Below are 22,462 nucleotides of genomic sequence, written 5' to 3'. Positions count from 1 at the left end.
GCGTGTTGGTCCGCACGGATGACGAGGTCTACCGGGTCGACTCGGTGTGGCTCGGCCCGCCGCGCGCCACGTTCCCGTGGCGGGCGCGGTACGTGTCCTACGGGGTGGGCCTGCTCGTCATGATCGCGGTGATGTTCGTGCAGCGGCGCGTCGGCATCGGGCTGGACTTCTTCTCCATCGCCTGGTCGCTGATCATCACCGTGCTCATCACCCGGTTCCTGGGCAAGCGGATCGACTACGAGCGGCCGCTGGGTCAGGTCGCGGAGCTGTTCCGACACGAGGTCACCGGCCCCCGACCGCGACGGGCGGGCGCGGGCGGACCCGTTCGCTTCGCGCACGTCCGGACGCAGCGGGTCCTGCCCGCCCAGCGCGGTGCCACCCGCCCGGAGGCCGCGCCCCCGGTCGAGGCGCTCGAGGCGCCCCGGCGGCCCGAGGTCACCGCATCCCCGCAGCCCGGACTGCGCGACATCACGCCCGTGCGCGCCGCCCCGCGCCGGGTCCGCCCCGCGGCCCGCGCCCAGGAGCCCGCCCCGTGGGCCACCGCCGCGCAGCGGAGGGGCCACCGTGGCGCGTGAGAAACGGGACCCGTTCCGGGACGGCCGCCGCCCGGCCGGGCGCGCGCTGCAGGGCGAGGCGAAGCTCCCGACGTTCAGTCCCACGATCGCGCTGCGCAGCATCGACGGCCATGTGACCAGGACCGGCACCCAGGTCATGGCCTGGTACCGGCTCTCCCCGCAGGCGTGGAGCTTCCGCAGCGACGGCCAGCGCGAGATCCTGATCCGCCAGATCGCGGCCCAGCTCGGCGAGCTGCAGGGGCGCTGGCTGCACCTGCGCGTCACCACCCGGCCCTACCCGGTGCACATGTGGGCGGAGTCGTTCGACCAGAACGCCCTCGGCCGCATGCCGGACGTTCCCGGCGCGCTGGGCTGGGAGGCCTTCCTCGAGGGCGAGCAGCGCCACCTCATGGGCCTGTCCATGAGCGACAAGGAGGTCTTCCTCGGCGTCGAGGTCTCCGGGCGCAGCATGATCGACCGCTGGGTGGAGCGGGCCGCGCCGATGCTCGGCCGGGTCGTGCCCGCCGCGGTGCGGGCGGAGCTGAGCGCGCTGGAGTCCGAGCTCAACCACCTGGACGCCCTGGTCGCCGGCGCCGGGCTGGACGCCGTGCCCGCGGGCGCGTCGGACATGTCGTGGCTGATGCACCGTTCCGTCGCGCTCGGGCTGCCCGCGCCGCGCAGCCTGTCCGACGTGCCGGTCGGGGTCGGGCGCTGGGAGTCCGAGGACCTCGCGACCTTCACCGACGGCGTCGAGCTCTACCAGGACCCCTACGCCCCCACCGTGAAGGTCACCGGGCGGGTGCGCGGGCAGTCCGTCACCCGGGACGTCGCCGTGCTCTCCGTGGGGCTGATGGAGGGCCTGCGCATCCCCGAGGTGGACGACCCCTGGATGCAGCACTCGGACCGCCTGCCCTTCCCCGTGGAGTGGTCCGCGCGGATGTACATCCGCAAGCCGGAGGAGGTCACGGGCGAGCTGCAGCGCCAGATGGGCAAGGTGCGCAGCCAGATCCGGCACTACACCCACGACCACGACCTCGAGCCGCCGATGTCGCTGGCCCGCCAGGCCGACCGGGTGCTCGAGGTCGAGGACGAGCTGACCAGCGGGCTCACCCAGCTCAACACCCGGCTCTACGGCTGGTGGCGGATCGCCGTCTCCGGCCGGGACGAGTCCGAGGCCATCCAGCGCGCCCAGCAGGTGCTGGACCTCTACTCCCCCAAGGTGCAGATCGAGCACCCCGAGGCGCAGTACCGCTACGCGCGGGAGTTCATCCCGGGCGAGCAGCTGGCGTCCACCGCCTACCGCCGCCGCGGGTCGGTGACCTGGGCGGCGGCGGGCGTGCCCGCGGCCACGGCGTCGGTCGGTGACCGGCGCGGGATCATGCTCGGCGAGACCTGCACCGCGACCCGCCGCCCGGTGGCCTGGGACCCGTGGCTCGCCCAGGAGGTCCGCCGGGCGTCCGGCCTGACGGCGGTCGTCGGCGGCCTGGGCTCCGGCAAGTCCTTCCTCACCGGCCTGATCGTCTACAAGACGCTGCGCGCGGGCGCCCGCTGGACGGTGCTGGACCCCTCCGGGCCGCTCGCCGAGCTGACCCGGCTGCCCGAGCTGGCGTCCTTCTCCCGGCACATCAACCTGCTGCGCGCCGATCCCGGCATCCTCAACCCGTACCGGGTCGTGGCCGAGCCGCGGCCCGAGCACTTCCTCGACGACGAGGACCCCGAGCGCTCCTGGCGCCGCGAGCGGCTGCTGGCCGCCGCGACCCGCCGCCGCCTGGTCCTCGACGTGCTGTCCGGTCTGCTGCCCTACGACGTCGCGCGGATGCCGCACACCCGGATCGTGCTGCTCCGCGCGGTCCGCGAGGTCGGCGGCGCCGCGGACCGACACCCCGGCCTGGTGATCGACGCGCTGCGCCGCCACCAGCGCGAGGGCGAGGACCACTCCGGCGTGGTCGCGGACTTCCTCGAGGAGCGGCGCGAGCTCCCGCAGGCGGCCCTGCTCTTCCCGGACACCAGCCGGGACGACCCGTGGGCCGCGGACCGGGACTACCGGCTCACGGTGCTGACCATGCAGGGCATGACCCTGCCGCGACCCGGCAGCCCGCGCGAGGAGTGGACGGACAACGAGGCGCTCGCCGTCGAGCTGCTGAACCTGGCGTCCTGGCTGACCCAGCGCACGATCTACGACGCGGACCGCAACATCCGCAAGGGCGTCGCGCTCGACGAGACGCACTTCCTCTCGCAGGTCCCCACCGGGAAGGTGCTGATCGACCGGCTCGCGCGGGACTCCCGCAAGTTCAACGTCCGGGCCCTGTTCGCCTCGCAGCTGGCGGGCGACCTGCTCCGGGTCTCCGGCTTCGCGTCGCTGGTCAACGCGGTGTTCGTCGGCCGGACGGACGACGAGGAGGCCCAGACCGAGGCGCTGCGGCTGCTGCGGGTGCCCACCGGCGTCGGCTACGAGCAGATGCTCGGCACGCTGTCCCCGCGCCCCCGGCACGACGACCGCCCGGACGACACCCCGCGCCAGTTCGTCTTCGCCGACGGGCACGGCGGCGTCGAGAAGATCCGGATCGACCTCGAGGCGCCGCACCTGGACCACGTGCGCGAGGCCCTGGACACCAACCCGGACGCGAACCGGGTCGCGGTGCGCGGCGTGCCGACCGAGGGCACCCGGGCGCCCGACGAGCCGCGGGCCGTCGGCGCCCGCCAGGTCGTCGTGCCCGCGGGCGGAATCGATCTGGACGACGACACCGACCCGGCCGACCTCCCCGACCTCAGCGCGGCCGAGGTGCGCTCCGGCGCCGCCACCCGGGTCGGCCCGGGGGACGAGTCGTGGGGCCTGCAGGTCATCGACCCCGAACGGGACACCGCGGACGACACGCAGCTCGAGCTCCTCGACGACCTGGAGGAGGGCTGGGCGGACATCGACGAGCAGGACGGGCTCGCCGAGCCCGCCGAGCTGCAGGACCACCGGGCCGGCGAGGGCGGGCGGTGACCCCCGCGGGTCTCACGGGCGGCGGACTGCTCGGGCTGCTCGCGGTGCTGCTCGTGCTCGTCGCCGCCCTGGTCCGCGGCCTGCGCCGCCGCCCCGACCCCGCCTTCCTCCCCCGAGATGGACATCAGGGCGATTCCCGGCCCTCCCGAACCGCCCTGAGGTTCCTCTCGGCGCGGCCTGCCGCCTTGCTCGTCGTCGTCGGCATCGTGGTGGGGACCGGTCTGATCGGGGCGCCCGCGTCCGCCCAGCCCTTCGACTGCAAGAGCGCGCCCGAGCCGGACCGGCCGGGGACGGGGCTCGTCGGCTCGCTCGACCCGCCGCGGATCGACGGCGGCGAGCCGGGTTCGGTGTACCGCGAGGTCGGCTACGCCGGGATGACCTGGCACAACTACGACCTCGGCTGTGGCGGCGGCGTCCTCAATCCCGCGACGACCACGGACACCTGGCTGGGCAACCAGACCTTCAACGTGGCGAAGTTCGCCGTCGGCGGCGTCAACTGGGCGCACTACCTGATCGCGGACGGCGGTGCCCTGCTCGACCCGCTCGACGGGGTCATCACCTCCGCCACCCGGGCGATGTACGAGTCGGTGTTCCTGCCGTGGATCGGCGTGGCGCTGGTGATCCTCGCGATCGTCCTGCTCGTCCTCGCCATGCGCGGCGACCTGGCCCGGCAGACGCAGCGGGCGGCGCTGGGCATCGGCGCGCTGATCCTGGCCGCGGCCGCCTACCTGGCCCCGGTGAACTGGGCGCGGGCCGCGGACACCCTGCTCCTCGACGGCGTCACGCAGATGCAGGAGGGCTTCCTCGCGCAGGTGGGCCTCGGCGACCGGGACACGCTGCCGACGGTGCTGGTCGACCAGGTCGTCTACCAGAACTGGCAGCGCGGGAACTTCGGGTCGCCGGACGTCCCCCAGGCCCAGGATCTGGGCCGACCCCTGCTGCGCGCCTCCACGTTCACCATCGACGAGGTCGCCACCGGGGCGGACACCCCCGAGCTCGCCGAGCAGAAGAAGGCGGACTTCGAGGCGCTCGCCGGGCAGATGGGCGACCGCTACTCCTACTTCCAGGGCGAGTCCGGCAGCCGCGTCGGCGTCGGGGTGCTCGCGGTGATCCAGGCGGTGTGCATCGCGCTGTTCCAGCTGCTGTCCAAGGTGCTGGTGCTGGTCTCGATGCTGCTGCTGCGGCTCATGGTGATGACGGCGCCGGTGATCGCGGTCGTCGCGGTGCTCAAGCCGGACGTGCTGCCCGCGCTGCTGCGGGTGGCGGGCGCGGCGATCGTGAACACGGTGATCGTCGGGGCGCTCGCGGGCCTGCACGCGCTGCTGGTGGTCTCGCTGTTCCGGCCCGGCTCGGGCATCGACCTGTGGCTCGCGCTGCTGGTCACCGGTGTGGTGACGGTGGTGCTGTGGGCGGTGGCGCGGCCCTTCCGCAGGCTCGTGTCCATGGTGTCGTTGACCCGGGACCAGTTCGGCGGGATCGTGCCCGGCGCCGGTGGCGGCCCGATGTCCCGGGTCTGGCAGCGGATGCGCGGCCCCGAGCCGGAGTCGCGGCAGGGCCGCTGGTGGGACGAGCGGCGGGTGGGCTCCGCGGGCGGCGACCCCGACGCGGTCCGACCCGAGGCCGAGTACCACGCGCCCCCGGTGCAGGGGACCGTCACCCAGGCCGGGCCGGGGGCACGGACCCCGCGCAGGCACCCGCAGCCCGTGGCGCCCGCCCAGCGCGGCGCCCTGCCCGCCGTGGGCGGCGGCGCCCAGGCGATCGCCGCCCGCCCGCCCGCCCGCACGGACCCCGGCGAGATCGACGAGCGGGTGATCTACCGGCGTCGCGCCCCCGAGGTGCGCGCGGCCGAGCCCGAGGTCGTCGACGGCACCACCGTCTACCGCATCTACCGCCCCGCGAGGTCCGGCCGTGCCGATTAGGTCTCCGCGCGGACGGGCCGCCGCGTACCGGGCCCTCTGGTCCTGGCCACTGGGCAGCCCGCTGCGGCTGGCGGCCACCGCCGTCGTCGTCGTGGGGCTCCTCGTGCTGGCCGGGTTCGCGCTCGGCGGGCGCGAGTCCGCGGAGCGCGGGATCGCCTCGCCGACCACGACGACGGCCGTCCGGGCCCCGTCCTCGGCGGGCCCGACGGCGTTGCCCCCGGTCGCGCCGCTCACGCCGACCACGCTGCCGTTGAGCGCGGTCCCGCCCGCCGCCCTGCAGGTGGCGGCGAACTGGGCGGCGGCCTGGGTGAACCACCCCGACGGCGTGACGAACGAGGTGTGGGTCAACGGCCTGGCCCCCTTCACGACGTCGGAGTACGTCGGCACCCTCTCCGGCGTGGATCCGGCCAACATCCCGGCGAGCCGGGTGACGGGCCCGGCGCGGGCCACCGAGGTCTCCCCGCGCAGCGTGGACGTGGACGTCCCGACGGACGCGGTGACCCTCGCGATCACCGTCGTCGAGACCGAGGCGGGCTGGCGGGTCGCCGGCTACGACCAGGCCTGAGCGATGCGCCTGTTCCGGCCGCTGCGCCTGCTGCTGCCGTTCGTCGCCATCGGGGTGGCGCTGGTGGTGTTCCTGGCGCTCGGGTTCCTCGCGTTCGCCCCGAACCAGGCGCAGCCGGGCCCCACCATGGGCGCCTGCGACGCGGGCATCGGCGCGGTCGGGCGCTCCACCGCGGGACAGCAGGCGGGCGCGACGCTGGAGACGCTGAGCGACGAGCAGAAGCAGAACGCGAACACGATCATCGGCGTCGGCAAGGAGATGAACACGCCCCCGCGGGCCTGGCTGGTCGCGCTGGCCACGGCGATGCAGGAGTCGACCCTGCGGAACATCGACTACGGGGACCGGGACTCGTTGGGGCTGTTCCAGCAGCGCCCCTCCCAGGGGTGGGGCTCGCCCGCGCAGGTCACCGACCCGCTCTACAGCTCGCGGACCTTCTACGAGCGGCTGCTGCAGGTCCCGCGCTGGGAGCAGATGCCGGTGACCGTGGCCGCGCAGACCGTGCAGCGCTCGGCCTTCCCGGACGCCTACGCGAAGTGGGAGACCCTCGCCGCGGGTCTGGTCGGGCAGTTCGGCGGGGTCGCCGACCCGGCGGGGTGCGGGCCCTCGGCCGCGTCCCTGCCCGCGGGCGTGGCCCGGGCCGCGATCGAGTTCGCCCTCGGCGAGGTGGGCAAGCCCTACGTGTGGGGCGCGACCGGGCCGAACACCTACGACTGCTCCGGGCTGATGCTGCGGGCCTTCGAGGCGGCGGGCGTGCAGCTCCCGCGGGTGTCCCGGGACCAGTACCGGGCGGGCGGGCACCTGCCCGTGCGCGACGCCCAACCCGGCGACCTGATGTTCTACGCCTACGACCGCAACGATCCGCGCACCATCCACCACGTGTTCCTCTACCTGGGCAACGACCAGATGGTCGAGGCGCCCTACAGCGGGCAGAACGTGCGGGTCCAGCCGGTAAATTGGGAGTACGACGAGCTGGTGCCCCTCGCCACCCGGCCCGGCACGCCTGCCAACACCGCCTGAACAGGAGCCCCGTGAGCCGCCCGGACCGCCCCCAGTCCGCCCCCTCGTCCTGGTCCACCCCGCCGCGGCCGCGCTCGACGACGCCGCTCGCGGACTACCTCGACCGCCCGGTCCCCGGCGCGGGGCCGGACTACCTGGTGGTGCCGCGGTCGCTGGCGGAGGCGATGCCGCTGCGCTGGCAGCAGGTCTTCGCGGGCCTGCTCGCGGACCTGCACGACGCCTACGGCCACCTCGACTGGCCGGACTACCGCGTCGTCCCCTCGCGGTGGGAGCTGCTGGCGGACCTGGACGAGGAGCAGCTCGCCGCGGCGGGCTACGTCGCCGACCTGACCGCGGACGGCACCCTGGAGTACCGGGACGCCGCCGGGCGGCCCGCGCCGGACTCCCAGCGTGCGCTCGCGCCGGTCGAGGAGACGCTGCCGCACCGGGGCGACGAGGTGCCCCCGCCCCGGCCCGCCCCGCCGCTGTAGGGGCGTCTTCGGCTCTCTAGTCCGAACCCGAGAATGCGGGATACGGAGAAAGTTGAGCCGGGTGGGAACAACCTCCGGAGGCCGCCCGTTGGACCGGTCAGAGAGTTGAGCGAACCAGGCTCAAGCCCGAGTTGACGGGCCGCGCCCGGAACGCAAGACTTGAGCCCGATCCGCTCAACGGAGCGGTCACCAACATTTCGGAGGCATCAACCATGGCTCGTGCGGTCGGCATCGACCTCGGGACCACCAACTCCGTCGTCGCCGTCCTCGAGGGCGGGGAGCCGACGGTCATCGCCAACTCCGAGGGCGCTCGGACCACGCCGTCGGTGGTGGCGTTCGCACGCAACGGCGAGGTCCTCGTGGGCCAGTCCGCCAAGAACCAGGCCGTCACCAACTCGGACCGCACGTTCCGGTCGGTGAAGCGCCACATCGGCGGTGACTGGAAGACCCCGGACATCGACGGCAAGACCTACAGCACGCAGGAGATCTCCGCGCGCGTGCTGCAGAAGCTCAAGCGGGACGCCGAGTCCTACCTCGGTGAGCCGATCACCGACGCGGTGATCACCGTCCCCGCGTACTTCGAGGACGCGCAGCGCCAGGCCACCAAGGAGGCCGGCCAGATCGCGGGCCTCAACGTCCTGCGCATCGTCAACGAGCCCACCGCGGCCGCGCTGGCGTACGGCCTGGACAAGGGTGAGACCGAGCAGACGATCCTCGTGTTCGACCTCGGCGGCGGCACGTTCGACGTGTCCCTGCTCGAGATCGGGGACGGCGTCGTCGAGGTCAAGGCCACCAACGGCGACAACCACCTCGGTGGAGACGACTGGGACGAGCGGATCGTCACCTGGCTCGTCGACAGGTTCAAGAGCGCGCAGGGCATCGACCTGACCAAGGACAAGATGGCCATGCAGCGGCTCCGCGAGGCCGCGGAGAAGGCGAAGATCGAGCTGTCCAGCTCGAACAACGCCACCATCAACCTGCCGTACATCACGGTCGACGGTGACAAGAACCCGCTGTTCCTGGACGAGACGCTCTCCCGCGCCGAGTTCCAGCGCATCACGCAGGACCTGCTCGACCGCACCCGCGCCCCGTTCAACCAGGTGGTGAAGGACGCCGGCATCTCCGTCGGCGACATCGACCACGTGGTGCTCGTGGGTGGCTCCACCCGCATGCCCGCCGTCACCGACCTGGTGAAGGAGCTGACCGGCGGCAAGGAGCCCAACAAGGGCGTGAACCCGGACGAGGTCGTCGCCGTCGGCGCCGCCCTGCAGGCCGGTGTGCTCCGCGGTGAGGTCAAGGACGTCCTGCTGCTGGACGTCACCCCGCTGTCCCTGGGCATCGAGACCAAGGGCGGCGTGATGACCAAGCTCATCGAGCGCAACACCACCATCCCCACCAAGAAGAGCGAGATCTTCACGACGGCGGACGACAACCAGCCGTCCGTGCAGATCCAGGTCTTCCAGGGTGAGCGCGAGATCGCGGCCTACAACAAGAAGCTCGGCATGTTCGAGCTGACCGGCCTGCCGCCCGCCCCCCGGGGCGTCCCGCAGATCGAGGTGTCCTTCGACATCGACGCCAACGGCATCGTGAAGGTCACCGCGATCGACAAGGGCACCGGCAAGAGCCAGGACATGACGATCACCGGCGGCTCGGCCCTGAGCAAGGACGAGATCGACCGCATGATGGCCGAGGCCGAGGCGCACGCCGCGGAGGACGCCAAGCGTCGTGAGGAGGCCGAGGTCCGCAACCAGGCCGAGACCCTCGTGTACCAGACGGAGAAGTTCCTGAAGGACAACGAGGAGAAGGTCCCCGCGGACGTCAAGGAGTCGGTGGAGTCCGGGCTGAACGAGGTGCGGGAGGCCCTGAAGGGCACCGACGCCGAGGCCATCAAGTCCTCGATGGAGAAGCTGGCCACCGAGTCGCAGAAGCTCGGCCAGGCGCTCTACCAGCAGCCCGGCGCCGAGGGTGCCCCCGCGGGTGACGCCCCGGGTGCGGACGCGGGCGGCGCCAAGGCCGCGGACGACGACGTGGTGGACGCCGAGATCGTCGACGACGAGGAGAAGAAGGACAAGTGAGCACTCCCTACGGATCCGACCGCAGGCCGGGCCCGGAGGGGGAGCAGGAGCAGCCGATCCGCTTCACGGACCGGCGCCGGATCGACCCCCTGACGGGCGAGGTCCGGACCCCGGAGGAGGGGGGCGCCCAGCAGGGTGCCCCCGCCCCGGGGGCGACTCCCCGCCCGCAGCCCGAGCCCGAGATCGAGCTGGACGACCCGCGCATCGCGGACCTCGAGAAGCAGCTCGAGGAGCGCACCAACGACCTGCAGCGCGTGCAGGCCGAGTACGCGAACTACCGGCGCCGGGTGGACCGGGACCGGGAGGCCACCCTGGTCAGCGCGAAGGTCTCCTTCGTCAGCGACCTGCTCACCGTGCTGGACGACATCGCGCGGGCCGAGCAGCACGGGGACCTCACCGGGCCGTTCAAGTCGGTGGCGGACAAGATCGCCGGTGTCGTGGCCGGGCTGGGGCTGGAGTCCTTCGGCGAGGACGGGGAGCTGTTCGACCCGTCGTTGCACGAGGCCGTCCAGCACGAGCCGGCCGAGGCCCCCGGGCCCACGGTCACCGTCCTGACCGCCGTGCTGCGGCAGGGCTACAAGATCGCCGACCGGGTGCTGCGGCCCGCGATGGTCACCGTCGCGGACCGCCCGGACACCGCGCCGGACGACCCGGCGGCGACCGCTGAGCACACTTCGGAAAGCTGAGAGGAGGCGGGATGACCCAGCGCGACTGGATCGAGAAGGACTTCTACCGTGAGCTGGGCGTCTCGTCCACGGCGTCGGACTCGGAGATCAAGAAGGCGTACCGCAAGCTCGCTCGCGAGCTGCACCCGGACGCCAATCCGGGCGACTCCAAGGCGGAGGCCCGGTTCAAGGCCGTCTCCGAGGCGTACGGGGTGCTCGGCGACCCGGCCAAGCGCAAGGAGTACGACGAGACCCGCAGCATGTTCGCGGGCGGCGGCATGCCCGGCGGTTTCGGGGGCGGCCAGGGCTTCCCCGGCGGGTTCGGCCCGCAGGGCGGGGCCCAGGGCTTCGACCTGAACGACCTGTTCGGGCAGGCGGGCCGCGGCGGCGGTGGCGGCGGTGGGCTGGGGGACCTCTTCGGGGGTCTGTTCGGCAACCGCGGCCCCGCCGCGGGTCCCACGTCGCAGCGGGCCCAGCAGGGCTCCGACGTGGAGAGCGCGCTGCAGATCTCGTTCGAGGACGCGGTCCGCGGCGCCACCATGACGCTGACGGTCACGTCCCCCGGCACCTGCGACACCTGCCACGGCAGCGGCGCGCGGCCCGGCACCTCGCCGCACACCTGCCCGGTGTGCGGCGGATCCGGGTTCGTGAACCGCTCCGAGGGTGCCTTCGCGATGTCGGAGCCCTGCCGCGAGTGCCGCGGCACCGGGTCCGTGATCGACGACCCGTGCCCCGAGTGCCACGGGGACGGCGTCAGCACCAAGGCACGGCCGCTGACCGTCCGCATCCCGGCGGGCGTGGAGGACGGCCAGCGCATCCGGCTGGCGGGCAAGGGCGGTCCGGGGCGCTTCGGCGGCCCGTCCGGCGACCTGTACGTGAAGCTCTCCGTGACCCCGCACCGGCTGTTCGGCCGGTCCGCGAAGGATTCGCGCGATCTCACGCTCAAGGTGCCGGTGACCTTCCCCGAACTCGTCCGGGGTGCGACCCTGACCGTGCCCACCCTCGACTCGACCGTGTCGCTCAAGATCCCCGCGGGGACCGCGAGCGGCCGGACCTTCCGGGTCCGCGGGCGCGGGGTGCAGGCGAAGAAGGGTGCGGGCGACCTCCTCGTCACCGTCGAGGTGGCCGTCCCGCAGCGGCTGGACGACGAGGCGGCGGCGGCACTGGAGGCCTACGCGGACGCCACGAAGTCCTTCGACCCGCGAGCCGACCTGCTCGCGCGATAGGAGGTGACCGATGGCTGACGACACCGGGCTCCCGCCTGGCGCGAGTGCGGACACGCCGGTCTTCGTCATCTCCATCGCCGCGGAGCTGTCCGGGCTGCACGCCCAGACGCTGCGCAGCTACGACCGGCTGGGGCTGGTGAGCCCCGGCCGGTCGCCGGGCGGCGGTCGGCGCTACTCGGCGCGGGACATCGCGCTGCTCCGCGAGGTGCAGCGGCTCTCCCAGGAGGAGGGCGTCAACCTGGCCGGGATCAAGCGGATCATCGAGCTCGAGCAGCTGGTGGACCAGCTGAGGGAGCAGGTGGCGGCGCTGACGGAGGAGCTCCGCCAGCGCGACATCCCCGCGTCCTACCGCACCGACCTGGTCCCGGTCGACCGCAGCGCCGTGGTGGTGTGGCAACCCCGCCCGTCCCGCCGCAAGACCTGACGCATTATGGGCATTATGGAACCATAATGTCGGTTCTGGGCCCAAAAAACGACGTTATGGTTCCATAGTGCGTTCGACCACGCCCGCGTCGATCTCGCGTTCGACCTGGGCCAGGGGCTTTCTCGCGATCGTGCCCGGGACGGCGGTGTCGAGGATGGACTCGTCGTCCTCCACCACGTCCGCGATCACCGCGCTGCCGCCCGCGGGCACGGCCTGGGCGATGTGCCGCAGCGCCAGCCCCTCCTCGGACTGCTCGGCGGCGCCGTAGAGCGCCACGAGCTGGTTGCCGAACAGCAGCGTGTCGACCGGGCCCAGCAACAGCGTGACCAGCGCGCCGAGCCGCGGGTGCGTGTCGGCGAAGGTCAGCGCGTCCCCGGTCTGTTCGTCGAGGGTGAGCTTCCCGTCCGCCGCTCGATGGACGATGGCCGCCGCGCGCAGCTCGATCGCCTCGGACGCCCGCAGTGCGCTCAGCGCCTCGGCAGGATCCGAACCCGTTACCACCAGCACGTTCTCGGCCACGACCGCACGCTATCCAACCCGGGCGACGGGTGCGCGGCCGAGTAGCCCGCCCAGCACGACGGCGGCGACGAGCGGCACCACCGCCAGCACCAGCCACGGGACGACCGGCGGCCCGTCGAGCAGGGCGCCCACCGCGGTGCTCCCGATGAGCACGGCGACCCCGCCCGCGGACGACAGCACCCCGAAGTACGCGCCCAGCCTGCGTTCCCGCGCGAGCTGCGGCACCAGGTCCTGCGCGATCGGCACGGCCAGCATCTGCCCGGCCGTGAGCACCACCACGAACACCACCGCCGGCCACAGCGCCCGCAGCGGCAGAGCCACGGCGACGACGGCGAAGGCCAGCGCCATGAGCGCGAACCCCGCCACCAGCGCGCGGGTGCCGTTCGTGCGGGCCCACCGCGTGACGGGCACCTGGCCCGCGATCACCATCACCGACGCGACCACGAACAGCCACCCCAGCGCCGACTCCGACCCGGTGCGGCTCAGCTCGGCGGGCAGCGCCAGGTACAGCTGGTTGTAGCAGAGCAGGTAGGCCGAGTAGCCCGCCGCGAAGGCGAGGAACCGGCGGTTGGCGAGCACCTCCGCCCAGCCCGCGAGCATCGGCTCGTCGGCGTGCGGGGCCGGGCGGCGCGGCAGCCAGACGGCGTGGGCCACCAGGATCAGCACGAACGCGCCCGCGGCGACCAGGCAGGCCAGCCGGAAGTCCACGAGCAGCAGCGCGGTCCCCACCAGCGGCCCGACCACGGTCCCCAGCTGCCCGCTCACCGCGAACATCGCGAAGACGTCCGCCCGGGTGAGCCCGCCCCGTCCTCCCGCCCGCTCCAGCAGGCCCGCCTCCCTGGCCAGCGACGACTCGACCGCCGGGGAGAACAGTGCGGCCGCGAAGCCGGTGAGCAGGGCGCCCCCGATCACGCCCGCCAGCGAGCCGGAGACCCCGAGCAGGACGAAGCCGCCGACGCGCAGGATGCAGCCCACCAGGATGACCGGTTTCGCACCCCACCGGTCGGCCAGGATCCCGCCGACCATGAACAGCCCCTGCTGGCTGAACGTCCGCAGCCCGAGCACCAGCCCGACGACCCCGCCCGCCAGCGCCAGGTCCTCGGACAGGTGCGCCGCCAGGTACGGCAGCACCATGTAGAAGCCCACGTTGAAGGCGCCCTGGGTGGTCACCAGGAGCTTCATCACCAGCGGCAGTCGGCCGAAGTCGGCGAGGGCCGCGAACCGGCGCAGGCCGGTGCGGGAGGCGGGTCCGGACATAATCGCCTATTAGTAGCATCAGCAGGTGGTTCGCGACACTGTGACCTGTTCCGTCAAACATGCAGGTCGACGCACATGATTGACAGAGCGTTCAGGTATCCGCACGATCTCTGCGGCCCTCACCCGATCGCCTGAAAGGCCCTCGATGCCCTCCACCGTTCGTCGGCTACTCGCCGTGGGAGCCCTGCTCGGGCTCGTCGCGGGCTGCGGCGGGAACGCCGCGTCGACCGGCACCCCCGTGCCGGACGGCGAGCTGCGGATCGCCGCCCAGTTCGCCCCCCGCTCCGGCTACGCGATGGACACCGACGACGCGTTCGTCGTGGCCAACCTCGGTTCGTCCGAGACCCTGGTGAAGGCGGGTTCCGACGGGACCGCGCAGCCGTCGCTGGCCACCTCGTGGACGCAGGACGGCGCCCGGTGGACCTTCACGCTGCGGCCGGGGGTGACCTTCCACGACGGCACCCCACTCACCCCCGCCGCCGTGGTCGACTCCCTGACCTGGGTCGCCGGGGTGTCCGCGCCGCCGCGGGCGATCAGGGGCATCGGCCTGACGGCCGCCGAGAGCGGGCCGGACGCCGTCACGGTCACCACGGCGAAGCCCGACCCGATCCTGCCGCTGCGGCTGAGCTCGGTGAACACCGCGATCCTGGCGCCGAGCGCGTACACCGGCGGGCCGCCGAACGTCGTGGGGACCGGCACCGGTCCGATGCGGATCGTGTCCGCGCAGGGCACCCAGGAGGCCGTCGTCGAGCGGAACGACGCCTACTGGGGCCCGCGCCCGCAGCTGGCCCGGGCCACGGTGCAGTTCGTGACGGACCCGGCCGCGCGGGCGCTCGCGCTGCGCGCCGGGGACGTCCAGATCGCGCAGGGCCTGCCCGAGTCGTCCCTGCTCGAGTTCACCGAGGGCAACGGCTACACGAACCAGAGCGTCGCGGCCCCGCGCACGGTGTCGCTGATGCTCAACGAGTCCCGCGCCCCGTTCGACGACATCCGGGTCCGGCAGGCCGTCGCGAAGGCGATCGACCGCACCGCGCTGGCCGAGCAGGCGCTCGCCGGGTCGGCCCTGCCCGCGTCGGAGCTGTTCGGCCCCGCGGTCGCGTGGGGCAGCCAGGACCCGCCGCCCGCCCCGGACGTCCAGGGCGCGAAGGACCTGCTGGCCGCGGCGGGCAACCCGCAGATCAGCGTGACGCTGGCGACCTACCCCAACCGGCCCGAGCTGCCGACCCTGGCCACCGCGGTGCAGGGCATGCTGCGGGAGATCGGCGTCGACGCCCGGATCCAGATCGGCGAGTACGGCCCGCAGGAGCCGGGGCTGCTCGCGGGGGACTACGACATGTTCCTGCTCTCCCGCAACTACCTGACCGACGTCCCGGACGCCGGGTCCACGCTGGTCAGCGACTACTCCTGCGCCGGGTCGTACAACATCAACCGCTACTGCTCGCCGGAGTTCGACGCGCTGCTCGCCCCGCTGGGCACCACCTCCGACCCCGCGGAGCGGCAGCGGATCTTCACCGCCGCGGCGGCGAAGCTGGACGCGGACGCCGTCGGGCTGCCGCTGGTGCACTCGCAGGAGAACGCGGTCGGCAGGGATGTCGCCGGTTACACGATCGACCCGCTGGCCAAGCAGCTCCTCACGACCGAGGTGACCCGGACCGAGTGACCGGACTCGTCGGACGTCGGCTGCTCACCGTGCCGTTCGTCCTCCTCGGCGCCGCCCTGCTGATCTTCCTGCTGCCGCGGCTGGCCGGGGTGGACACGGTGCGGGCGGTGCTGCGCAGCCGGACCGCGGAGGCCGAGCCGGACCCGGCGGTCGCCGCCCGCGTCACCGCCGAGCTGGGGCTGGACCGCTCCTGGGTCGAGCAGTTCCTGCGCTGGCTCGGCCACGCCCTGCGCGGTGACCTCGGCACCTCCTTCGCCACCCGCACGCCGATCGCCCCGCAGCTGGGGGCGGCGCTGGAGGTCTCCGCCGTGCTCTCCGCGCTGGCCCTGCTGGTCGCCGCGGTGGTCGGCATCCCGCTCGGGGTGCGTGCGGCGCGGCGCCGCGGCGGGCTCGCCGACCGGGTGGTCACCGCGATCTCCGTGGTGGGGGTGGCGGTGCCGGAGTTCGTGCTGGCCCCGGTGCTCGTGCTGCTGCTCGCGATCGCGGTGCCACTGCTGCCCGCGACCGGCTGGGGCACCCCCGCGCAGGCGGTGCTGCCGGTGCTCACCCTCGCCTGCTTCCCGGTCGCACTGGCCGCGCAGCTCACCCGGGCCGAGACCCTGGACGCGCTGGCCCGTCCGCACGTCACCGTGGCCCTGGCCAAGGGGCTGGGGCCGTCCCGGCTCGTCTGGCGGCACGGGGCGCGGCTGGCCCTGACCGGGGTCACCGCCCTGTCGGGGATGTTCTTCGCGGGGCTGCTGGGCGGCGCGGTGGTCGTCGAGGTGGCCTTCGGCATCCCGGGGCTGGGGCGGCTGCTCTACGACTCGGTGATCGGTCAGGACCTGCCGATGCTGCAGGCCGGGCTGCTCGCCGTCGTCGCGGTGGCGGTCGTCGCGGGCATCGGCGCCGAGGCGGTGGCGCTCGCCCTGGATCCCGTCGCCCGCAGCGAGGCCGAGGGATGAGGCGCGATCCGGTCCTCGTGACCTGCGCCGTCGTGGTCGCGGTGCTGCTCGTGGCCGCCTTCCTGCCGCTCGACGCCGTCTCGACGAACCTGGCCGAGCGGTTCGCGGGGCCCTCACCCGCGCACCCGCTCGGCACGGACAACCTGGGGCGGGACGTGCTGGCCCGGCTCGTGGTGGGCACCCGGCTCTCGGTCTGGTTCACCCTGGTCGCGGTGGTCGTCTGCGCCGCGATCGGCACCCTGGTGGGTCTGCTGGCGGGCTACGCGGGCGGGGCGGTGGGGCAGCTGCTGCAGCGCGTCCTCGACGTCCTCGTGGCCATCCCGACGATCATCGTCGGCCTGGTCGTGGCGGCGGTCCGCGAGCCCGGGCTCGGCACCCTGGCGATCGCCGTCCTGCTCACCGGCTGGACCCCGTTCGCCCGGCTCGCCTACCAGCTCACGGTGCGGGAACGGGCCCGCGAGTACGTCGAGGGGGCGGTGGCGCTGGGCGCGGGCGCGGGCCGGATCGCGCTCGTCCACATCCTGCCGAACGCGATCCGACCGCTGACCGCGCACGCCTGCCTGCGGTTCGCCAACGTGCTGTTGTCGCTGGCGGGCCTGTCCTTCCTGGGGCTGGGCGCCCAGCCGCCCACCCCCGAGTGGGGCGCGATGCTCGCCGAGGGCAGGCAGTTCCTGTTCGCCGCGCCACAGCTCGTCGTGCTGCCCGGCGCGGCGGTGGTGGTCGCGGCGCTCGTCGTCACGCTGCTCGGGCGACGGCTGGATGCGCGGTGGTCCGGCAGATAGGGTGCTCTTGCCAGTGAGTGGCGAGAGAGGGTCGGTGCCGGGATGGCGGTCACGAGCGCGAGCGGTCGACGGAGCGGCGAGGTCCGCCCCGAGTGGAAGGAGACCCTCGGGGCCGTCGGCGTGGTGCCCCCCGTCGTCACGGACCTGCGGGCCGGGCTGGCCGAGGCGGGCGCGGTGATCGTCCCGGGTTACGCGACCGACCCGGAACGACTCGTCGACGCCGCCGCCACCGCACTCGGCGGCGGACTGCGCGAGCTGTTCGGGATCCGGGCCCAGGGCGGCACCGACGCCCCGATCCTGGGCCTGCACTCCGACGGCGCGAACGTCGTCGTCGACGTGCACGGGCACCCGGTGCGGCTGCGGGACCCGGACGAGGACTGGCTGCTCATGCTCTGCGGGCGCGCCGCGGACTCCGGCGGGGACTCGGTCCTGGTCGACGGGTACGCGCTGGTCGAGGCCCTGCGCACCGCCGCGGAGCCGGAGCTGCGCGAGGTGCACGAGTTCCTCGTGGGCACGGACGTCGACTTCTTCGGCAGCTGGGTCCAGCCCGCCCGCGGGGTACCGGCGACCCCGCTCGTCCGCCGGATGGTGGAGTACACGCGCGCCGGCCGTCGGGCGGTCCGGGCCAGTGACTACGCCGCCCCCGTCCCGCGCTCGCCGTACTGGGACACCGAGCTGGCGCTGATCGAGCGGTACGCGGACGTCCTCGCCACCGCGATGGAGGTCGCCCCGCGCTTCCGCCTCGACGCGGGCGACCTCTTCGTGCTGGACAACTACCGCTTCCTCCACGGCCGGGACGCCTACCGCGGCGAGCGCACCCTCCACGTGCTGACGGTCCGCTCGGTCGGCGCCTTCGGCGCCCGTGCGTGGTAAGTGGTGCCAGAGCACCACTTACCACGCACGACCGCGGGGGGCGCCCGCTAGCGTTGCGCTGTGGAATTGCTGATCATCGGCGTCTGCGGGCTGCTCGCGATCGCGGCGTGCGCCGTGCTCTCGGAACGGGTCGAGGTGGCGGCGCCGCTGGTGCTCGTCGTGGTCGGGCTGCTGGTCAGCATCGTGCCGGGCGTGCCGGAGTTCGCCGTCGACCCCGAATGGATCCTCGCGGGCGTCCTGCCGCCGCTGCTGTTCTCCTCCGCGGTGTCGATGCCCGCCATGGACTTCCGGCGCGAGCTGGGCGCGATCAGCGGGCTGTCCGTGCTGCTCGTCGTGCTGTCGACGGCGGTGCTCGGCCTCGTGGTGAACGCGCTGGTCCCCGACCTGGGCCTGGCCGCGAGCGTCGCGCTCGGGGCCATCCTGAGCCCCACCGACGCCGTCGCCACGTCCATCGTGAAGAAGGTCGGCGTCGCACCGCGGATCACGACGCTCCTCGACGGCGAGAGCCTGCTCAACGACGCCACCGCCCTCGTCGTGCTCCGCGCGGCGATCGCCGCCACCGCGGCGTCGGTGTCGGTCGGCGGGGTGCTGGCGGACTTCGTGGTCGCCGTCGTCGTGGCCGTCGTCGTCGGCCTGGTGGTGGGCAGGCTCGGGCTCGTCGTCCGCTCCCGCATCCGGCAGGCGCCGGTGAGCACCGTGGTGTCCTACGCGCTGCCGTTCGCGGCGTCGATCCCCGCGGAGGAGCTCCACGGGTCCGGGCTGGTCGCGGCCGTCGTCGCGGGGCTGGTGACGGGGCAGGGCGCCATCCGGTTCCTGTCGCCGCAGCACCGGCTGTCCGACAGGCAGAACTGGCGCACCGTCGAGACCGTCCTGGAGGGCGGGATCTTCCTGCTCATGGGTCTGGAGCTGACGACGGTGCTGGGCGACCTGCGGGCGGACGCCGGCTCGGTCTGGGCCGGCGTCGGGCTGGCGGCCCTCGCCCTGGTGCTCACCCTCGCGGTCCGGGCGGTGTTCCTCGCCCCGCTGATCACCATCCAGAACCGGTTCGCCCGCCGGGGCGCGTCCCTGCGCCCGCGGCTGGCGGGGGTGGACGAGAAGCTGCAGGTGGGGAACACGATCGAGTTCCGCGGCCGCTCCCGCGAGATCGACGACCCCGAACGCGCCGAGCGCTTCCGCACCCGGCTGCGCCGCAAGATCGCCGACATCGACTACCTGCTCGCCGTGCCGCTCGGCCCCCGGGAGGGGGCCGTGCTCGTCTGGGCCGGGATGCGCGGCGCGGTCACCCTCGCCGCCGCGCAGACCCTGCCCGAGGACACCCCGCTGCGCTCGCTGCTGGTGTTCGTCGCGTTCCTGGTCGCGGCCGCGTCGCTGCTGGTCCAAGGCGGCACGCTGGCCTGGTTCGTCCGGCTGGTCAAGCCCGCGGCCCCCGATCCCGACGAGGTCGCGGCCGAACGCGGGGAGCTCATCGACCGGATGCGCGCGGCGAGCTGGACGGTGCTGGAGCAGCACGCGGCCAACCCGCAGGTCGCGGAGTTCCTGGAGCGTTCCGCCGACGAGGCCCAGCGACCCGACCCCGGCGACCTGCGCGCGCTGCGCCTGGAGATGATCGAGGCGCAGCGCACGGCCCTGGTCGCCGCCCGCGCCGAGGGCACCTTCGACGCCGGGGCGCTGACCACGGCCCTGGAGAACCTCGACGCCGAACAGATCAGCATCGAGCTGCGCGGCGGCGGGTGACGGCACCATGGGGTGCATGACGGTGGAGATCTTCGTGGACCCGGTGTGCCCCTTCGCCTGGATCGCCTACGAGTGGATCCGCGAGGTGGAGCGGCAGCGGGAGATCGAGGTCCGGCTGCGGATCATGAGCCTCGCCGTGCTGAACGACGAGGTCGAGTCCGAGAGGGGCCGCGACAGCGCCTGGCGGCCCGTGCGGGTCGGGATCGCGGCCGGTGAGCGGGCATCGCCCCCGTCGGCCTGGACGTCGGCACCCCGACCTTCCACGTCGAGGGGACCGCGTTCTTCGGCCCCGTCCTGAGCGCGGTCCCCCGCGGCCAGGACGCCCTCGACGTGTTCGACGGCGCGATCCTCCTGGCCCGCAACCCGCACTTCTCCGAGCTCAAGCGCACCCGCCGCCCCCTCGACCCGTGAGCGGCGATGGTCGCCAGGGCGACTCCGCTCGCCCACCCCGCCGCCTCCGGCGGCTGCCGACACCCGGCCGCCGCTCACGGGTCAGGACCTGCGGAAGGCCCGGACGCCCAGGGCCAGCCACCCCAGCGCGATCAGGATGATCCACACCCCGGCGACCATGAGGCCGAACCCGCTGGCCAGGGCGCCGACGTAGAGCAGGAGACACAGCGCGAGCGCCACGTAGGTGACCGTCAGCGCGCGGTCCGTGCCGACGGCCTTGCGCACCACCGGCCAGGTGCGGCGCGGCAGGTCGCGGGTGGTCCACCAGGTCAGCGCCGCGGTGAGCACGAGCACGACCGCCGCGGAGACGCGCGCCCCGGTCGTCGAGCCCAGCGAGGCGCCGAGGGTGACGATCGTGACCACGAACAGCCACATCCGCAGGCGCCAGGACAGCTGCCACAGCACCACGACGACGGTCCGCGCGACCTCCGGCATGGTGGGGTCCAGCCGGCCGGCCGCGATCAGCCCGGCGAGGGCCTTCGCGGGGCGGCGGCCGCGGGCGTCGAGCAGGGCGAGATCGTGCTTCGCCGCCGCGTTCTCCGGGTCGATCCGCAGCGTGGCCTCGTACTCCCGGCGGGCCAGGTCCCGGTGCGCCTTGTCCCGCAGGTCGCTGGCGCAGTCCGCGAGCAGCAGGTGCGCCGCCGCCGAGTCGGGATCCAGCTCCACCACCCGCCGCGCCACCTGCACCGCGTCCGCGGGGCGCCCCGCGCGCTGCAGGACCTTCGCGTAGCCGTGGGCGGCGGCGGGCTCGTCCGGCGACAGGGAGACGGAGACGTACCCGGCCTGGAGCGCCTCGGCGTGCCTGCCGAGCAGCGACAGGTGCAGGGCACGCAGCCGGTGCGAGCGCTCCAGTTCGGGGCCCGCGGCGCACGCGGCCTCGGCGACGGCGAGCCCTTCCGCGTACCGCTTCGCCAGCAGCAGCGTCGAGGACAGTGTGCCCAGCAGCCGCGGGTCCTGCGGGTCCAGCGCGACGGCCTCGCGCGCCGCCTGCTCGGCCTCGGCGAGGCGGCCGACCTGGCCGAGCTGCTCGGCCCGCAGCGCCAGGTCGAACGGCCCGCTCACAGACGTCGGTTCTTCTTGAGGTAGGCCGCCAGGTCGTCGTACGACCCGTCGTGGTTGGCGAACAGGGCCACGTTGCGGGCCGTGGCGAACCACGGGCCGGTGCTCGGCTGGACCTCCTTGAGCGCGGCCTGGAGGTCCTTCATGGTCAGCGGCCGGACCTGTCCGCTGCGCATGGAGTCCGCCAGCGCCCGCTCGGCCGCCGTCTCGACGAGGTGGGCGAGATCGGCGCCGGAGAAGTGCTCGGTGGCCTTGACCAGCTTCCCCAGGTCGATGCCCTCGACCGGCCGCTTCTCCAGGTGGCGGCGCAGGATGGCGGCCCGGGCGCCCTCGTCGGGCGGCAGGACGAGCACCATGCGGTCGAAGCGGCCCGGCCGACGCAGGGCCGAGTCGATGTCCCACGGGTGGTTGGTGGCCCCGAGGACGTACACGCCGTCGTTGTCCCCGGACATCTCGGCCAGCAGCGTGTTCACGGTGTTGCGCAGCGACGAGCTGTGCGTGAGGTGGGAGCGCTTCTGGCCCAGCGCGTCCACCTCGTCGAAGAACAGGACGTGCGGGGCCCGGCGCCGGGCGTCGTCGAACACCGCCTTGAGGTTGCGCTCGGAGGCGCCGACCCACATGTCGAGGACGTCCGCGATCCCGATCTCGGTGAACGACGCGCCCAGCTCGCCCGCCACCGCGCGGGCGAGGAAGGTCTTGCCGCACCCGGGCGGGCCGTAGAGCAGCAGGCCGCCGCTCGCGCTCTTGCCGAAGGCCTTCGCCATCTCCGGGTTGCGCATCGGGCCGAGGAAGGAGAGCTCGAGGCGCTCCTTGACCTGCTCCATCCCGCCGACGTCCGCGAGCCGGACGGCGGGCCGCTCGGCCTCGGCGACCACCGGGTCGCCCGCCTCCTCCACGAACGCGGGCGCCGGGGCGAAGTCCTTGACCTGCTCCTCGGCCTGCCCCCAGTCGAACGACGCCGGGTCGTTCTCGGTGGGCTCGGGCAGCGCCCGCACCGGGAACGGCTGCGTCGGCGGGTGCACCGTCGGGAGCGGGTTGGTGGGCGGGTTCGGCGGGTCCGACAGCGCCCGCGTGACGCGCTGCAGCAGGGCGAGCGCGGCCGGGTCGCCGGGCGCGTTCGCGAGCGCGGTCGTGGTGTGCTGCAGCGCCTCCGCCGCCCGGTCGCGGGCGAGCAACAGTTCCGCGACGTGCAGCCGGAGCGGGACGTCCGCGGGGGCGGCTTCGACCGCGGCCAGCAGGCTGGTGAGGAGCGGATCGGTCATCGCGGACCAGTATCCCCGGTC

The 22,462-nt window shown here is 73.8% G+C and carries 19 protein-coding genes and 1 pseudogene; 16 read left to right on the top strand and 4 right to left on the bottom strand.

Annotation, left to right across the window (positions count from 1 at the left end; genetic code table 11):
• Positions 1–2: 2 nt before the first annotated feature.
• The 10 genes from BLS43_RS09170 (at position 3) to BLS43_RS09120 (ending at position 11,904) form a co-directional block, all read left to right on the top strand.
• On the top strand, positions 3–575 hold the full coding sequence (locus tag BLS43_RS09170) for a hypothetical protein (protein ID WP_176921244.1): 573 nt from the start codon (positions 3–5) through the stop codon (positions 573–575).
• Positions 565–3,543, top strand: a complete 2,979-nt coding sequence (locus tag BLS43_RS09165) for an ATP-binding protein (protein ID WP_245707397.1) — start codon at positions 565–567, stop codon at positions 3,541–3,543. Before BLS43_RS09170 ends, BLS43_RS09165 begins: the two co-directional genes overlap by 11 nt.
• Entirely contained in the window at positions 3,540–5,462 is a 1,923-nt protein-coding gene (locus BLS43_RS09155) for a hypothetical protein (protein WP_245707396.1), read from the top strand. Before BLS43_RS09165 ends, BLS43_RS09155 begins: the two co-directional genes overlap by 4 nt.
• Positions 5,452–6,027 (top strand): hypothetical protein, encoded by a 576-nt coding sequence (locus BLS43_RS09150; RefSeq protein ID WP_093080234.1) that lies wholly within the window; start codon positions 5,452–5,454, stop codon positions 6,025–6,027. The genes BLS43_RS09155 and BLS43_RS09150 overlap by 11 nt, the downstream gene beginning before the upstream one ends.
• 3 nt (positions 6,028–6,030) lie before the next feature.
• Positions 6,031–7,044, top strand: a complete 1,014-nt coding sequence (locus BLS43_RS09145; RefSeq protein WP_093080230.1) for a C40 family peptidase — start codon at positions 6,031–6,033, stop codon at positions 7,042–7,044.
• Positions 7,045–7,055: 11 nt separating this feature from the next.
• On the top strand, positions 7,056–7,514 hold the full coding sequence (locus BLS43_RS09140) for a hypothetical protein (RefSeq protein ID WP_093080225.1): 459 nt from the start codon (positions 7,056–7,058) through the stop codon (positions 7,512–7,514).
• A gap of 212 nt (positions 7,515–7,726) precedes the next feature.
• A complete protein-coding gene (dnaK, locus tag BLS43_RS09135; RefSeq protein WP_093080220.1) occupies positions 7,727–9,589 on the top strand; it encodes a molecular chaperone DnaK in 1,863 nt (620 codons plus the stop codon).
• Entirely contained in the window at positions 9,586–10,275 is a 690-nt protein-coding gene (gene grpE / locus BLS43_RS09130) for a nucleotide exchange factor GrpE (protein WP_093080217.1), read from the top strand. Before dnaK ends, grpE begins: the two co-directional genes overlap by 4 nt.
• An 11-nt stretch (positions 10,276–10,286) precedes the next feature.
• The gene (dnaJ, locus tag BLS43_RS09125) at positions 10,287–11,480 is read left to right on the top strand and encodes a molecular chaperone DnaJ (protein WP_093080213.1); all 1,194 of its coding nucleotides are present in this window, start codon (positions 10,287–10,289) and stop codon (positions 11,478–11,480) included.
• Between the two features lie 10 nt (positions 11,481–11,490).
• Positions 11,491–11,904 (top strand): heat shock protein transcriptional repressor HspR, encoded by a 414-nt coding sequence (locus tag BLS43_RS09120; RefSeq protein ID WP_093080209.1) that lies wholly within the window; start codon positions 11,491–11,493, stop codon positions 11,902–11,904.
• Between the two features lie 54 nt (positions 11,905–11,958).
• Here the strand turns inward: BLS43_RS09120 and BLS43_RS09115 are convergent, their stop codons facing one another.
• Positions 11,959–12,423, bottom strand: coding sequence for a hypothetical protein (locus tag BLS43_RS09115; RefSeq protein WP_093080205.1), 465 nt, complete (start codon positions 12,421–12,423; stop codon positions 11,959–11,961).
• A gap of 9 nt (positions 12,424–12,432) precedes the next feature.
• A complete protein-coding gene (locus tag BLS43_RS09110; protein WP_093080201.1) occupies positions 12,433–13,680 on the bottom strand; it encodes an MFS transporter in 1,248 nt (415 codons plus the stop codon).
• Positions 13,681–13,825: 145 nt separating this feature from the next.
• Here BLS43_RS09110 and BLS43_RS09105 point away from each other — a divergent pair, with 145 nt between their 5' ends.
• The 6 genes and pseudogenes from BLS43_RS09105 (at position 13,826) to BLS43_RS09080 (ending at position 20,081) form a co-directional block, all read left to right on the top strand.
• Entirely contained in the window at positions 13,826–15,340 is a 1,515-nt protein-coding gene (locus BLS43_RS09105) for an ABC transporter substrate-binding protein (protein WP_093080196.1), read from the top strand.
• A complete protein-coding gene (locus tag BLS43_RS09100; protein ID WP_093080191.1) occupies positions 15,337–16,281 on the top strand; it encodes an ABC transporter permease in 945 nt (314 codons plus the stop codon). Before BLS43_RS09105 ends, BLS43_RS09100 begins: the two co-directional genes overlap by 4 nt.
• Positions 16,278–17,063, top strand: a complete 786-nt coding sequence (locus tag BLS43_RS09095) for an ABC transporter permease (RefSeq protein ID WP_093080187.1) — start codon at positions 16,278–16,280, stop codon at positions 17,061–17,063. Before BLS43_RS09100 ends, BLS43_RS09095 begins: the two co-directional genes overlap by 4 nt.
• 42 nt (positions 17,064–17,105) lie before the next feature.
• Positions 17,106–17,936 (top strand): TauD/TfdA family dioxygenase, encoded by an 831-nt coding sequence (locus BLS43_RS09090; RefSeq protein WP_093080182.1) that lies wholly within the window; start codon positions 17,106–17,108, stop codon positions 17,934–17,936.
• A gap of 60 nt (positions 17,937–17,996) precedes the next feature.
• A complete protein-coding gene (locus BLS43_RS09085) occupies positions 17,997–19,670 on the top strand; it encodes a cation:proton antiporter (RefSeq protein WP_093080178.1) in 1,674 nt (557 codons plus the stop codon).
• A 7-nt stretch (positions 19,671–19,677) separates the two neighbouring features.
• Positions 19,678–20,081 (top strand): annotated as a pseudogene (locus BLS43_RS09080) (mycothiol-dependent nitroreductase Rv2466c family protein).
• An 81-nt stretch (positions 20,082–20,162) separates the two neighbouring features.
• Here the strand turns inward: BLS43_RS09080 and BLS43_RS09075 are convergent.
• Both BLS43_RS09075 and BLS43_RS09070 read right to left on the bottom strand, forming a co-directional pair.
• Positions 20,163–21,182 carry a tetratricopeptide repeat protein gene (locus BLS43_RS09075; protein WP_093080173.1) on the bottom strand — a complete coding sequence of 340 codons (1,020 nt, stop codon included), beginning with the start codon at positions 21,180–21,182 and terminating at the stop codon, positions 20,163–20,165.
• Entirely contained in the window at positions 21,179–22,441 is a 1,263-nt protein-coding gene (locus tag BLS43_RS09070; RefSeq protein WP_093080169.1) for an ATP-binding protein, read from the bottom strand. The genes BLS43_RS09075 and BLS43_RS09070 overlap by 4 nt, the downstream gene beginning before the upstream one ends.
• Positions 22,442–22,462: the final 21 nt, after the last annotated feature.

Source organism: Pseudonocardia oroxyli (assembly GCF_900102195.1).
GTDB classification, from domain to species: Bacteria; Actinomycetota; Actinomycetes; order Mycobacteriales; family Pseudonocardiaceae; genus Pseudonocardia; species Pseudonocardia oroxyli.
Note: the sequence above shows the minus strand (reverse complement) of the source record. Positions and strands in the feature narration are given on the sequence as shown.

What these genes read in the sequence shown, in the direction of transcription:
- BLS43_RS09145 (WP_093080230.1), top strand. Translation starts at nt 6,031, where the DNA reads ATGCGCCTGTTCCGGCCGCTGCGCCTGCTGCTGCCGTTCGTCGCCATC.
- dnaK (WP_093080220.1), top strand. Translation starts at nt 7,727, where the DNA reads ATGGCTCGTGCGGTCGGCATCGACCTCGGGACCACCAACTCCGTCGTC.
- dnaJ (WP_093080213.1), top strand. Translation starts at nt 10,287, where the DNA reads ATGACCCAGCGCGACTGGATCGAGAAGGACTTCTACCGTGAGCTGGGC.
- BLS43_RS09120 (WP_093080209.1), top strand. Translation starts at nt 11,491, where the DNA reads ATGGCTGACGACACCGGGCTCCCGCCTGGCGCGAGTGCGGACACGCCG.
- BLS43_RS09110 (WP_093080201.1), bottom strand. Translation starts at nt 13,680, where the DNA reads ATGTCCGGACCCGCCTCCCGCACCGGCCTGCGCCGGTTCGCGGCCCTC.
- BLS43_RS09105 (WP_093080196.1), top strand. Translation starts at nt 13,826, where the DNA reads ATGCCCTCCACCGTTCGTCGGCTACTCGCCGTGGGAGCCCTGCTCGGG.
- BLS43_RS09095 (WP_093080187.1), top strand. Translation starts at nt 16,278, where the DNA reads ATGAGGCGCGATCCGGTCCTCGTGACCTGCGCCGTCGTGGTCGCGGTG.
- BLS43_RS09090 (WP_093080182.1), top strand. Translation starts at nt 17,106, where the DNA reads ATGGCGGTCACGAGCGCGAGCGGTCGACGGAGCGGCGAGGTCCGCCCC.
- BLS43_RS09070 (WP_093080169.1), bottom strand. Translation starts at nt 22,441, where the DNA reads ATGACCGATCCGCTCCTCACCAGCCTGCTGGCCGCGGTCGAAGCCGCC.